This window comes from Aeromonas sp. QDB30, assembly GCF_027707645.1.
GTDB classification, from domain to species: domain Bacteria; phylum Pseudomonadota; class Gammaproteobacteria; order Enterobacterales; family Aeromonadaceae; genus Aeromonas; species Aeromonas caviae.
The window spans coordinates 64,493-78,145 of sequence record NZ_JAPCIY010000015.1; the positions used below are offsets into that span (position 1 = coordinate 64,493).

Consider the following 13,653-nt stretch of genomic DNA (forward strand, 5'->3'; position numbering starts at 1 on the left):
CCAACGACGTTGGTGCGAACAGGGATCCTAGATCCATCCAGGAGGCACGTATCTGGGTGCACAAGTGCGCGGGTTGAACTGTCGACAATGCATACTCCGCCACGAACAGCCGACGTCATTCCGATGACGTGGCGCATTTTATGCCCATTTCAAAACATGATCAAGCTCACAGATAAGGGATGGGGCAAATTGTGTCGTAGGGATAACTGGCTGTTTCTTGGGATTTATTAGTGATCCAAGTAGGCGCGATGCAGTTTCTTCTCAAGCTTCATATAAGCCTCAGCCCAAGCGTGCCGCAGGGTGGCGTCACCCGCCCTGACCGAGAGGACAGCAAGATAGTCCGCCTCAGTTGCTTCGCACAGCAAGGGTGTGAAACTGAGCAAGAAGTGACGGGCGAGGTAGGGATCGAGAGGCCAGATGTTGAGGATGGCCCGCGCCACGGGCTGGACGGCGGTGGAGCAGATGAAGTGCCGATGACCCGCTTCCAGCCATTGGGCCATCTCGGCGAGGCTTTCTTCCGGCACGATGCCGCCATCGCCTTTCTCCCTGGCCAGCGTCATCGTGTGACCATTGCCCAGTGCCAGGGTGCCGTTTTCTGCCACGACGCCGTCGTGGCTGCGCAGGGGAAGCGTCGTCTGGCCTTCAAGATAGAGGCTGCAGCTGTCCGGGAGGGCCGCCAGCACGGTGGCGGCGTCCCCCTGCATGGCCATGGGCAGCCAGAACGCTTCGGCCCGGGTCTGCAGACCCTGGGCGAGCTGACGGGGGAGGGAGTCCGGGTCGGAATGAAGACGGGAAATGATGCCGGGAAATGCCATGTTGATGACTCTCTTGGAAATAACCGGCGAATTATACGAGGGATGGCCGGGCAACAAGAAAGGTTTCTTTTCGAGACTGTTTACCTGAGGCGACGCAGCGATTACCATCCCCGAGGTTTGTGAAGGGTTGTCGTCGAAAGACGCTGATTATAGATAGAGGCTCGACCATAACGAGTCCGTTCAAAACTGATACACTTGACTACGAGTCGTCGCGAAAAATAAAGGTGGAGTCAATCCGCCGAACGGAGTATGAAACACATGAATTCAAATATCGTAACTGTTGGCAAGAAGATCCGTCAGATCCGCGAAGCGGTAGGCCTGAGCCGTCCCAAGTTTGCCGATCTGCTGGGCGTCCCCCCAACCACCCTGAAGAACTATGAACTGGGTTACCGTGAAGTCGGAGGCGCCTTCTTGGTTGCCCTGGCCCACCACCCCGATCTGCACAAGTTCACCCTCTGGCTGCTGGCTGACAAGAAAGTCGCCGAAATCGGCCAGATCGGTCCGGACGATATTGCCAAGGCTTGATTCAGTTCAACCTTGATAAAAATGCCGCCCTCGAGGCGGCATTTTTTATTTGTCAAAATGGATGATTATTTAATTAAATAATGCGATGTGTGCGGTCAACGGCGATTTTCACTAAATCATCTTGTCGGGCTGGATTAATCCACGGAACACTCCGACCCTTTTAATTCAGGCGGTGATCCACACAGTGAGACAACGATGAGCCAATCCATTACCAAAGCCAGAGATGGGTTTACCAGCACCTTTGGCGTGCTGGCCGCGACCCTGGGGTCTGCCGTCGGGCTCGGGAATATCTGGAAGTTTCCCTATCTGACCGGTGAGAACGGTGGCGCCGGTTTTCTGCTGGTCTATGTCATCGCCACCCTGCTGGTGGGATTGCCGGTGATGATCTCCGAGATCATGCTGGGGCGCGAGGCCAGGACGGATGCGGTCAGCGGGCTCATCAAGCTGGCTCCAAAGGGGCAGCCCTGGTGGCTGATCGCCGCCATGGGGGTGAGCGCGGCCTTCCTCATCATGTCGTTCTACTCCGAGGTGGCGGCCTGGGTGTTTGCCTACATCTTCAAGGCGGCCAGCGGCGAGATCCTCTCCACCGATCCCGCCTTCACGGGGGCTGCCTTCAATTCACTCATCACGGATCCCTTGCAGAGTCTGCTCTGGCAGTGGCTGGTGCTGGCCCTGATGGGGGGGATCTTGCTGATGGGGGTCTCCAGGGGGATCGAAGCGGTCACCAAGCGGTTGATGCCACTGCTCTTCATCCTGCTGCTGGTGATAGGCGTGCGCAGCCTGACTCTGCCCGGGGCGAGCGAAGGACTGCATTTCCTGTTCTCGCCGGATTTCTCCAAGGTGACCGCAGGCGTCGTGCTGACGGCCATGGGGCTGGCGTTCTTCAAGCTCTCCATCGGGATGGGTTGCATGATGACCTATGGCAGCTACTTTCGGGACGATCAGCACATCCCTCTCACCACGGTACGGGTGATGTGCGCGGATCTCTTCGTCTCCATGCTGGCGGGGATCGCCATCTTCCCGGCGGTGTTTGCCTTTGGCTTCGAGCCGAGCGCAGGCGCCTCCCTGCTGTTCATCACCATACCCGCGGTCTTTGCCAGCATCCCCTTCGGCCACCTCTTCATGGTGCTCTTCTTCGTGCTCTCCGCCATCGCAGCCACCGGGGCCATGCTCTCCATCCTGGAGGTGCCAGTCTCGGTGCTCTCCGAGCGCTTTCACATGAGCCGCACAAGGGCGACCCTGATCAACCTGCTGGTGCTGGGGGCGGTCGGCTCGACCTGTGCGCTCTCGAGCAGCACGCTGGCGGATGTGCAGGTTGACGGGAAAACCTTCTTCGATCTGTTCGACTTCGTCTCTTCCAACGTGCTGATGCCCCTTGGCGGCATTTTCCTCTGCCTCTTTGTGGGCTGGGTATGGGGATTCGAGCGGATGACGACGGCGCTGACCAATGGGGGCAAGCTGGCGCTGCCCATCCTCAGCCCCCTGTTTTTCATCATCCGCTATGTGTCGCCGCTGCTGATCCTGGTAGTGATGCTCAAGGGGCTGGGGCTGTTCTGAGCCGCGTAACCCGAAACAAAAAAGCGCCTATTGGCGCTCTTTTTGTCTTTTACCCCGATATGCCTTCATATCAGGCAGAGTCGTGACAGCTCCTCCTTGAGCTGCTCCAGGTTGCGCTCGACACAGGCTTCCCCCTCGTTGATGGCGTCGCTCGCGCGGTGGAAATCCATGATGGAGAGGTTGCCAAGGCGCGGGCAGAGCTGGATCTCGGGGGGATCCCCGGCCATCCGGGCACGGGTGATGCGCTCCTGCATGATGTTGATGGAGCCCGTCATCACCCCCCACATGCCGGGGGTACTGGGTTCGCGCTCGCCCCGGTTCAACCACTGGCTGAGCAGCCCCCCCTGCACGGGCTCGTCCGGTTCGTCGGTCCAGGGCTGGTGCATGTCGGTGTTGAGGTTGACGGCGATCACCACCTCGGCTCCCATGGCGCGGGCTAGGGAGATGGGGACCGGGTTGACCACGGCCCCGTCCACCAGCCAGCGCTCCTCCACCCGGGTCGGGGTGAGCAGGCCGGGCATACCGCAAGAGGCGCGCACACACTGGCGAAGCGGTCCTTCCTGCAACCAGATCTCGCGACCGGTATCGAGTTCGGTGGCGACGCAGGCAAAGGGCAGCGGCAGGCTTTCGATGGCGGGATCCCCCAGATGGCCGGCGGCGATGCCAAATACCTTGTCACCGCGAAACAGGCCGCCGGAGAGGGCAGGATCGAGCAGCCCCATGACCTGCAGGCGGCTGAAGCCGCGCACCCAGCTCTCCAGCTTGTCCAGTTCACCAGCGGCATAGGCGGCGCCGACAAAGCTGCCGATGGAGCAGCCAGCCACCAGATCCGGCTTGACGCCCAGTCGCTCCAGGGCACGGATGATGCCGATGTGGGCCCATCCTCGGGCCGCACCGCTGCCCAGGGCCAATCCCAGACGGGGTTTTCGTGACACAGTTGCGTCTCCTGACATGAAGTGGGAGTCCAGCTTACTCCGGCTTCTCCTGTCCGTCATCCCGCCACGCTTCGCTGCGATTGCGGCCGTTGGCCTTGGCCTGATAGAGGGCGATATCGGCGCGGCGGATCACCTCCTGCAAGGAGATGGCCGGTGATTGACGACAGTGGCCCAGGCTGACGGTCACCTTCAGCTCGGCCGCGATGGCGCTCCAGGGATGCTCTGCTATGCACAGGCGAAGCCGCTCGGCCAAAGGGGCCAGAGGGATCGCTTCATCGGTGACGAGCAGCAGGAACTCCTCGCCGCCCCAGCGGATCAGGTGGCACTCCCGTGTCAGCAGGGATTGGCAGAGCTGCACCAGACGGATGAGGACCTGATCGCCCACCCCGTGGCCGAAACGGTCGTTGACCTGTTTGAAGTGATCGCAGTCAAACATGATGGCGCCGATACGTTGGCGGCCTGCCAGGGCCTGGCGGTGTTCGAAGGCATCGAAGTAGTGGCGGTTGAAGGCGCCGGTCAGGGCATCGTGGCGTGACAGGTAGTTGAGGCGCCGGTTGAGGCGCTGGGCACGCAGGCTGGAGACGGTCGCCACCACCAGACAGAGAATGGTGATGAGCGCCGTCGCCGATTGCCACAACAGCGTCTGCAGCAGAGGCAGCAGCGGGATGCGATGGATGAGGGAGAGCGGTGTCTCCGGGATGGGATAGACGAGCTGCAAGGCGCCCTGTTGCCACTCATATTCCGCTGACTGCGCCGTCCTGACGGGGGGCGGCGCGGTACCGGACTGGCTGCTGGCGAGGATCTGCTGATGGGCGTTGAGCAGGAATAGGGTGCCAATCCGGGGGGCGAGGCGGTGCAGGGTCTGCGCCAGCGTGACGGTCTGGATGTCGATGCTGAGCAGGCCAATGATCTGGCCGCCCTGGGTAATGGGCTGGGAGAGGGTGATCATCTGCCCCCGTCCGGCAAAATCCTGGTAGGGGCGCGAGAGCATGGCGTGCTCCAGGTGGGGATGCCTGGCCATCGCCTCCTGCCAGTAGGCCTTGCTGTAAATCACGGGATCGAAGCGAAACTGGCTGGATGGCACCCAGGGATAGAGGTAGATGAAATTGTCCGTACCGGTGAAGTAGATCCAGGCCACGTCCCTGTCCAGCAGCTTGCTGGCTGTGGCGAGCAGGGGGGAGAGGCTGAGTGCGAGATGTATTCTGGCTTGCCGCTCGCTGCCGTCGTGGGGCAGCGGGCCCTGCCCGGTCAGGTTGCCGATGAGGGCGGGGGGCAGATCGACGGGGATGCGATCCAGGTTGATGCCGTGCTCCCCGTCGGATTGCAGCGCCTGATAGAGCTGGCGAGAGAGCACGGACTGGGGATTGCTGCGCAGGCGCTCCTCCGCCTGGCCGCGCATGGCCTCAAGGAAGGTCTCCATCCGCTGGTGCTGGCTGCTGAGCTGGGTCGCGGCGTTGATGGTGTCACGCTTGTTGATCTCGGTAACCTGGCGAAACGCATGTTGCAGGGCGAGCAGCAACAGCAGCAGGCCGAGGCCCAGCAGCAGCCACTGCAATCGGTATCTGGCAAAGGCGGGGGAGGGAATGGACATGGGCGTACCGGAAGATGGCGAGAGTCGGCATCAGTGTAAGGCAGAACCCTGACGCGCGTGCCGACAAGATGCGTTTTTGATGATCTTCTCACCGGACTGTTACGTTTTGTCACATTTATACATAGTCACGGCATAGTCAGGGGGTAACATGGTGCCATCCTTGATGAAGCTATCTCTTCTTCCTCTCTCTTTGACTGCATGGATCTTGTGATGAAAACGCGCGTGTGGCTGTGGCTTTTCCCTCTTCTTCTATTGCTGGCGGTGGGCGCCTGGCATCTGCGGCAGGCTGAACCTGCCAGCAAGCCTGCACCAAGAGAGATCAATATCAGGGCCGAAACCGTCAGGCAGAGCCTGGCCGAGCCCTCCATCAAGCTGGTGAGCAAGCTTGCGGCCAATCGCTCCGTGGCCATCAGTCCCGAGGTGACCGGCCGCATTGCCACCATCGCGGTGAGCTCCGGCCAGCAGGTCACACAGGGGCAGACCCTGATCGCCCTGGATGCGGGCAAGCAGCAGGCGGAGCTGGCCGAGCAGAGCGCCAGCGTGCGCGACGAGGCTCGCAAGCTGCGGGACATGCGCAAGCTGGTGGCGCGAGGCGCCGTCACCACCTCGGAGCTGGAGGGGCAAGAGGCGACTGTTGCCCAGGCCCAGGCCCGGGTCGATGCGGCCCGTTACGAGCTCTCCCTGCGCACCCTGGCCGCCCCCTTCGACGGCACCGTCAGCCTCATCGATCTCAGCGAAGGAGCCCTGGTCAACAGCGGCGACGTGCTCTTGCATCTGGACGAGCTGGCAAAACTGCGGCTCGATCTGGCGGTGCCCGAGCGCTACCTCTCCCTGCTGCGCCCCGGCATGGCGGTGACGGCAACCAGCTCGGCCTGGCCGGATCAATCCTTTTCCGGCGTGCTGGAGACCCTCGACAGCCGGATCTCCAGCGACACCCAGAACATCAAGGCGCGTGTCATCCTGCCCAACACCGGTGGCCAGCTGCGCCCCGGCATGCTGATGAACGTGGATCTCTCTCTGCCACCCCAGAAGATGACCCTGATCCCCGCCCAGTCGGTGGAGTACGCCGGCGAGCAGCGCTTCGTCTATCGCCTGGAGGCGGACGGACGGGTGAAGCGCGTGCCGGTGGAGCTTGGCGACACCCATGGCGAGGCCGTCTGGGTGCTCAAGGGGTTGAACGTCGGCGATCGCATCGCGGTGGAGGGGCTGGTCAATCTGCGCGACGGTGCCCAGGTACGTGATCTGGGCGAGGTGAAAGGCTGATGTGGCTCTCCGATATCTCAGTACGCCGTCCCCTGGTGGCGGTGGTCATCAGCGCCCTGCTCACCGTGTTTGGCCTGGTGGCCTTCAGCAAACTCACCGTGCGGGAGATGCCGGATGTGCAGACTCCGTCCGTCTCCATCACCACCACCTATGAGGGGGCGGCCCCCGAGGTGATGGAGAGCCAGGTCACCAAGCCCATCGAGGATCAGCTCTCCGGCATCAGCGGCATCAAGAACATCAACTCGGTGACCCGCAAGGGGCGCTCCTCCATCACGGTGGAGTTCAAGCTCGGCTGGAACATGCTGGAGGGCACCTCCGACGTGCGTGACGCCATCTCCCGGGCCAGACCCAAGCTGCCAGACGGGGCGGACGAGCCCATGGTGACCAAGGACAACGGCAACGGGGATGTGGCCATCTGGCTTAACTTCAGCAGCACCCAGATGGATCGTACCGCCATGACGGATTACGCCAATCGCATGCTGGTGGACCCCTTGAGCCTGGTGGACGGGGTGAGCGAGGTCTCCCTCTCCGGGGACCTGACCCAGGTGATGTACGTGCGGCTGCGCCCCGCCGACATGGCGGCCCGCGGCATCACGGTGGCCGACGTGCAGGATGCCCTCAAGCGGGAGAACATCGAGCTGCCGGGCGGCGAGATCCGCAACAACACCATGACCATGGCGGTGCAGATCGCACGGCTCTATCACAGTGCGGAAGATTTTCGCACCCTGCCGGTCAAAACCGCCACCAATGGTCAGAGCATCTATCTGGCGGACATTGCGGATGTGGAGGTGGGGGCCAAGAACGAAGACAGCGCCTATCAGCGCAACGGCCGCGAGAGCCTGGGGATTGGCATCGTCGCTCAATCCACAGCCAACCCCCTGGCGGTGGCCCAGGGCATCGAGAAGAAGCTCGTGGAGATGCAGCGCTTCCTGCCGGAGGGGGCCACCCTTGAGGTCGACTACGACTCCACCATCTTCATCAAGCAGGCCATCGACGAGGTGTATGAGACACTCGCCATCTGCGCCCTGCTGGTGGTGGCCGTGCTCTATCTCTTCCTCGGGCAGGGGCGCACCACCCTCATTCCGGCCATCACGGTGCCCGTCTCCCTGATTTCGGCCTTCATCGGTGCCTGGTATCTGGGCTTTTCCATCAACCTCATCACCTTGCTGGCCCTCATCCTCGCCATCGGCCTGGTGGTGGATGACGCCATCGTGGTGGTGGAGAACATCCACCACCACCTGCAACGGGGCGAGTCCCCCTTGATGGCGGCCTGGCACGGCACCGGGGAGGTGGGCTTTGCCGTCATCGCCACCACCGCCGTGCTGGTGATGGTGTTCGTGCCCATCGCCTTCATGGACGGCATGGTGGGGCGCCTCTTCACCGAGTTCGCCATCCTGCTCTCCCTGGCCGTGCTCTTCTCCTCCCTGGTGGCGCTCACCCTGACCCCGGCCATGGGCTCCTGGCTGATGCGTGCCGTTGACAAGCCCAACGCCCTGACCGCCGCCCTGGACAAGGGACTTGGCTGGGTGGAGGAGCGTTATCGCCGCGTGCTGGAGGCCGTGCTGCGCCGCGCCGTCTGGATGCCCCTGGTGTTGCTGCTCTGCCTCGGCGGCATTGGCGCCCTCTTTGGCAAGCTGCCCGCGAGCCTCACCCCGACCGAGGACAGGGGCGTGCTCTATGTGTTCGTGAAAGGGGCGGAGGGCACCAGCATCGAGCGGATGAAGCGCAACATGCAGCAGGTGGAGGCCGCCATCCTGCCGCTGCTCGGCAAGGGGGTGGTGCAGGCCATGAGCTTCAGCACCCCGGCCTTCGGGCGCGGCGGCGATCAGACCGGCATGGCCATCATCCAGCTCAGTGACTGGGCGGTGCGGGACGAAACGGCCACCGAGTTTGGCCGCTCCCTGAGCGGTCGCCTCGCCGGCATCCCCGACGTGATGATCCGCACCTTCCAGCCGGGGTTCAGAGGCGGCTCCACTGCGGCGGTACAGTTCGTGCTGCAAGGCTCCGATTACGGCGAGCTCAACCAGCAGGGGCTGGCGCTCAAGGAGGCTGCGGCCCAAAGCGGGCTGATGCAGAGCCCGGATCTCGACTATGCCGAGAAGACCCCGGAGCTGCAGGTGACCATAGAGCGGGAGCGAGCCACCCAGCTCGGCATTCCGGTCTCCACCATCGCAAGCTCCCTGCAGGCCCTGCTCGGCGGCGTCAGCCAGACCACCTATGTGGACAGGGGCGAAGAGTATGATGTCTACCTGCGCGCCAACCAGACCCAGTTCAACGGCATCTCCGACATCAGCCGCATCTATTTGAAGGCCGCGAGCGGCGAGATGGTGAGCCTCTCCACCCTGGCGACCGTCACCCAGGTGGCGAGTCCCCAGCGCCTCAACCACTACCAGCGCCAGAAGGCGGTCACCCTCACCGCGGACGTGGCCCCCGGCCACACCCTGGGGGAGGCGCTCGACTTCCTGGATGGCTGGGCCGCGGATCACCTGCCCACCGGCATGTCGGTGGATTATGCTGGCGAGTCCAAGGACTATCGCGACAACCAAGGGGAGATGGCGCTGGTGTTCGGCCTGGCCCTGCTGGTGGTCTATCTGGTGCTGGTGGCCCAGTTCGAGAGCCTGCTGACCCCGGCGGTGGTGATGATGACTGTGCCGCTCGGCATCTTCGGCGGCCTGCTCGGCCTCTGGCTCACGGGGCAGGAGCTCAGCATCTACAGCCAGATAGGCATGATCATGCTCATCGGCATGGTGACCAAGAACGGCATCCTCATCGTGGAGTTCATCAACCAGCTGCGCCAGCGGGGTGAAGGGTTCGAGGAGGCGATCATCAAGGGGTCGGTGCGCCGCTTGCGCCCCATCTTGATGACCTCGCTCACCGCCATCATCGGCGCCGTGCCCCTGATGCTCTCCATGGGTGCGGGGTACGAGAGCCGGATGGCCGTGGGGACCGTGGTCTTCTTCGGCTTGTCCTTGGCGACCCTGGTGACCCTGCTGGTGGTGCCCGCCATCTATCACCTGATCGCCAGACGCGCGGGGATGACGGGGGCGCGGGACCGACTGGTGGACGAGGTACTGGCCACGGCAACCCCGGCCAGTCCCTCCCCGGTGCCGGGGGCGGTGGCCCCCGAGGGGCGTGACAAACCGGCGGCCTAGCGTGCCGACCCGCATGACAGCAAGCAGGGCGCCAATGGGCGCCCTGCTTGTTGATGAGATCGGAGTCTGTCACGCCGACCTGTCGCGCCCGCTCGAAGGCGCCTCTTCCCCTCGCGTTCTGTGGGGGCAAAAAGCCGTCGCCCCCGCCTTGCTCTGCCGGTATAATGCGCGACCCGAATTGTTCCAGGTGGTCAAAATGCAGCCGGTTACCAACCTCTTCTCCTATCCCCGTTACTGGGCCGAGTGCTACGGCACGGCGCCCTTCCTGCCCATGTCCCGTGCGGAGATGGACAAGCTCGGCTGGGACAGCTGCGACATCGTGCTGGTGACAGGCGACGCTTACGTGGATCACCCGAGCTTCGGCATGGCGGTGATCGGCCGCATGCTCGAATCCCAGGGTTTTCGGGTCGGCATCATCGCCCAGCCGGACTGGTCATCGAAGGATGACTTCATGCGCCTGGGCAAGCCCAACCTCTTCTACGGGGTGACGGCGGGCAACATGGACTCCATGATCAACCGCTACACCGCCGACAAGAAGCTGCGCCACGACGACGCCTACACCCCGGGGGATGTGGGCGGCAAGCGGCCGGATCGCGCCACCCTGGTCTACACCCAGCGCTGCAAAGAGGCCTATAAAGAGGTGCCGGTGGTCATCGGCGGCATCGAGGCATCGCTTCGCCGTATCGCCCACTACGACTACTGGTCCGAGACCATCCGTCGCTCCATCCTGATCGACGCCAAGGCCGACATCCTCATCTACGGCAACGCCGAGCGCCCCTTGGTGGAAGTGGCTCACCGCATCGCAGGCGGCGAGACCATCGACACCATGCAGGACATTCGCGGCACCGCCGTCATCCGCAAGGAGCCGCTGCCGGGCTGGCGCGGGGTGGATTCGAGCAAGCTCGACCAGATTGGCCGCATCGATCCCATCCCCAACCCCTATATGGAAGGGGCGCCTTGCTCTGATGACGAGGGTACCGCGCCGGTGGAGCAGGAGGCCAAGCCCATCCTGGTGCAGCCCCCTAAGCAAAAACCGTGGGAGAAGACTTACGTCAAGCTGCCGGCGTTCGAGCGGGTGAAGGAGGACAAGGTGCTCTACGCCCATGCGTCCCGCATCCTGCACCACGAGACCAACCCGGGCTGCGCCCGCGCGCTCTCGCAGGCCCACGGCGATCGCATCATCTGGGTCAACCCGCCTGCCTTCCCCCTCGAAACCGACGAGATGGACGGGGTGTTCGGCCTGCCGTACCAGCGGGTGCCGCACCCGGCCTATGGCAAGGAGAAGATCCCGGCCTACGACATGATCAAGACCTCGGTCAACATCATGCGCGGTTGCTTCGGTGGCTGCTCCTTCTGCTCCATCACCGAGCACGAGGGGCGCATCATCCAGAGCCGCTCGGAAGAGTCGATTCTCAAAGAAATCGAAGAGATCCGCGACAAGGTGCCGGGTTTTACCGGCGTCATCTCGGATCTGGGCGGCCCCACCGCCAACATGTACAAGTTGCGCTGCAAGAGCCCCAAGGCCGAGCAGACCTGCCGCCGCGCCTCCTGCGTCTGGCCGACCATCTGCCCGCACATGGACACCGACCACAGCCCGACCATCAACCTCTATCGCAAGGCGCGCGACCTCAAGGGCATCAAGAAGATCCTGATCGCCTCCGGCGTGCGTTACGACATCGCGGTGGAAGATCCGCGCTACATCAAGGAGCTGGCCAAGTACCACGTCGGCGGCTACCTCAAGATCGCGCCGGAGCACACCGAAGAGGGCCCGCTCTCCAAGATGATGAAGCCGGGCATGGGCAGCTACTACAGCTTCAAGGAGCTGTTCGACAAGTATTCCAAGGAGGCGGGCAAGCAGCAGTACCTGATCCCCTACTTCATCTCGGCCCACCCGGGCACCACGGATGAGGACATGGTGAACATGGCGCTCTGGATTAAAGCAAACCGCTTCAAGCTCGATCAGGTGCAGAACTTCTACCCGTCGCCGCTCGCCAACGCCACCACCATGTATTACACCGAGAAAAACCCCCTCAACAAGGTGAGCCGCCAGGGCGGGGACGTGTTCGTGGTGAAAGGGGAGCGTCGCCGTCGCCTGCACAAGGCGCTGCTGCGCTATCACGATCCGGCCGGCTGGCCGATGATCCGCGAAGCCCTGCTGGAGATGGGCAAGGGTCACCTCATCGGCAACGGCCCCGACTGCCTGGTGCCGCCGGAAGGCCGTGGCGAAGCCAAGGCCGAGCGCAGCCGCAGCAAGGGCCTCAAGCCCGCGTTGACCCGCCACAGTGCCATCACCCATCAGCGGGGGAATGGGGCGGGCAACAAGGCGGATCGAAGTGAAGGGCCTGCTGCTAACAAGGGCGGCAAGGTGGACAATGGTAAACCAGCAGCTCAAGGTAAGCCTACTAATAAAGGAAAACCCCCGATCCGAGTTGGTACAGTTAAATCGGGAGGTCAGCGTGGCAAGTCCGTCACTAAAGGACACGGGGCCAAACGACCGGCTCGTTGATATTTCTAGATGAATTAAAGCAATAAATAAAATGGCGGCCATCTGGCCGCCATTTTAGGTTGGTGTTGAGCTTATTAATTCTGACATACTAGATGTACTGGTTTAATGTGCAGGGTGCTCATCAATCTTAAGTTATTTAGCATCTTAATATCTCCCTAACAACTTGGCTCTGGCCTCATTAAATTCTTCTTCTGTTATATAACCATCTTCTTTTAGCTTTGCCCATTTATTCAATTCATCAGCAACGGAATACTGTGTTAAATTCCCCTTCACTATATCAACGTCTAGTTTAGATTTTTGTTCGATAGAAAAAAGTCCATTAACAGAAATCCAGTCGGAATGTTCCTTTAATGGGCTGAAAAATAAATGTTGTACAGCAATCAAATATAAGAATGGGATGAGAACAAAAATAAACATACACGTCAAAAATAAATTAAATGTATGGCCAGGGGTATGCCAGCTATTAGCCTCTAGGATAAATATTATAATACCAACAAACATTACAAGATAGACATAGCGCTTAAAATATTCTACTGCTGTATATACGCTACTAAAATCTTTATTTCTCTTCATTGTGAATATTCCGAAAGCCAATAGTATGGCAGGAATAATACCAACAACGAAAATTATAGATGGAATCATAAGTAGCGTAAATACAAGCAATTTCAATTGATCACTACTATTCAGTGGTTTATTTTTCACGATAAGCTCCTTTTATAGATAGCATTTAGACTAAAGTGTTTGCCTTCGTCTACTTTGCTCTACGACAGCGAACAGCTACCAACAATAAAGAGGCCAATAGATAGAGCGCAAGGGAAATTCCTTCTTGGGCATATGGTTTCCCAATAGCTGAATACCACAGTACAAACACAAGAAAAAAAGATACAGTTGTGCTTGTTAGAATTACCGAAATACGGTTCTTTAACACTCTCTTTAAAAATACCACCTCAAGTAACTTAGATATTAAATAAATGCCAAACATTGCACCAAGCACTGAACCAATAAAATATGCCATTTATTTCCCTTTCGGCTAATTGTGATTATAGTAACCATACTATAACGATTCATCTTCGGCGGGGGGCAGCGTGTGAAATCTGCGATCTTTGTCGCAAAATTCACACTAATAAAAATCTCGCATGTTGGGCTTCGCAAGCTCAGCACCAACCTACGCGGCTAATTAATGTCGTAGGTTGCGGTTGAGCGGAGCAGGAAAATCCAAAATCTAGCAAAATCTAAATAACTGATCCCAATAGTGCTACACCTTCGCTGTGCCATAGCCATTCCCCGGGAAAGGAGACACGGTATCCAT

9 protein-coding genes are annotated in these 13,653 nt (G+C 60.5%); 5 read left to right on the plus strand and 4 right to left on the minus strand.

What is annotated here, in order from left to right; all coding sequences use genetic code 11:
- Positions 1–227: 227 nt before the first annotated feature.
- A complete protein-coding gene (locus PG896_RS07135; protein WP_049636314.1) occupies positions 228–815 on the minus strand; it encodes a hypothetical protein in 588 nt (195 codons plus the stop codon).
- Positions 816–1,073: 258 nt separating this feature from the next.
- Here PG896_RS07135 and PG896_RS07140 point away from each other — a divergent pair, with 258 nt between their 5' ends.
- On the plus strand, positions 1,074–1,340 hold the full coding sequence (locus PG896_RS07140) for a helix-turn-helix domain-containing protein (protein WP_010673503.1): 267 nt from the start codon (positions 1,074–1,076) through the stop codon (positions 1,338–1,340).
- A gap of 195 nt (positions 1,341–1,535) precedes the next feature.
- On the plus strand, positions 1,536–2,897 hold the full coding sequence (locus tag PG896_RS07145) for a sodium-dependent transporter (RefSeq protein ID WP_109422241.1): 1,362 nt from the start codon (positions 1,536–1,538) through the stop codon (positions 2,895–2,897).
- Between the two features lie 65 nt (positions 2,898–2,962).
- On the opposite strand, the gene rssA is transcribed toward PG896_RS07145, so the two are convergent.
- Both rssA and PG896_RS07155 read right to left on the minus strand, forming a co-directional pair.
- Positions 2,963–3,832 carry a patatin-like phospholipase RssA gene (gene rssA / locus PG896_RS07150; protein ID WP_052815155.1) on the minus strand — a complete coding sequence of 290 codons (870 nt, stop codon included), beginning with the start codon at positions 3,830–3,832 and terminating at the stop codon, positions 2,963–2,965.
- A 34-nt stretch (positions 3,833–3,866) separates the two neighbouring features.
- Entirely contained in the window at positions 3,867–5,423 is a 1,557-nt protein-coding gene (locus tag PG896_RS07155; RefSeq protein ID WP_052815156.1) for a sensor domain-containing diguanylate cyclase, read from the minus strand.
- Positions 5,424–5,633: 210 nt separating this feature from the next.
- On the opposite strand from PG896_RS07155, the gene PG896_RS07160 reads away from it, so the two are divergent.
- The 3 genes from PG896_RS07160 to PG896_RS07170 all read left to right on the plus strand — a co-directional run bounded on the left by PG896_RS07160 (position 5,634) and on the right by PG896_RS07170 (position 12,344).
- A complete protein-coding gene (locus PG896_RS07160) occupies positions 5,634–6,686 on the plus strand; it encodes an efflux RND transporter periplasmic adaptor subunit (RefSeq protein ID WP_270835555.1) in 1,053 nt (350 codons plus the stop codon).
- Positions 6,686–9,838 (plus strand): efflux RND transporter permease subunit, encoded by a 3,153-nt coding sequence (locus PG896_RS07165; RefSeq protein ID WP_270835556.1) that lies wholly within the window; start codon positions 6,686–6,688, stop codon positions 9,836–9,838. The genes PG896_RS07160 and PG896_RS07165 overlap by 1 nt, the downstream gene beginning before the upstream one ends.
- A 196-nt stretch (positions 9,839–10,034) precedes the next feature.
- Positions 10,035–12,344, plus strand: a complete 2,310-nt coding sequence (locus tag PG896_RS07170; RefSeq protein ID WP_053288193.1) for a YgiQ family radical SAM protein — start codon at positions 10,035–10,037, stop codon at positions 12,342–12,344.
- A 144-nt stretch (positions 12,345–12,488) separates the two neighbouring features.
- On the opposite strand, the gene PG896_RS07175 is transcribed toward PG896_RS07170, so the two are convergent.
- The gene (locus PG896_RS07175; protein ID WP_053288169.1) at positions 12,489–13,046 is read right to left on the minus strand and encodes an SHOCT domain-containing protein; all 558 of its coding nucleotides are present in this window, start codon (positions 13,044–13,046) and stop codon (positions 12,489–12,491) included.
- Between the last annotated feature and the right edge of the window lie 607 nt (positions 13,047–13,653).